We start from the raw sequence: 240 nt of genomic DNA on the forward strand, positions 1-240 counted from the left end.
ATCCGCTGTTGCGCCGCGTCGGCGGCAAGATTGGCGTCGGCCTGTTCGGCCTCGCGCGTCCGCACGTCGTTGTCGACGAGGTCGAGCCGGCTATCGAGGCCGCTCGACTCGCGGATCGCGTTGAGACGCCCCGTCGCGGCCAACCCCCGCACGACCTCACGCTGGCGAACGCAGTCCGCCTCGAGCGCGCCGAGCCGCGCGAGCGCGTCGGCGGCTGCGCGGACCGCGCCGCCGAGGCGG

The 240-nt window shown here is 75.4% G+C and carries 1 pseudogene; it reads right to left on the reverse strand.

What is annotated here, in order from left to right:
- Nucleotides 1-240, reverse strand: a pseudogene (locus AC0CH3_RS17935) (efflux transporter outer membrane subunit); the annotation flags it as partial.

This window comes from Sphingomonas sp. AC449, from assembly GCF_979253475.1.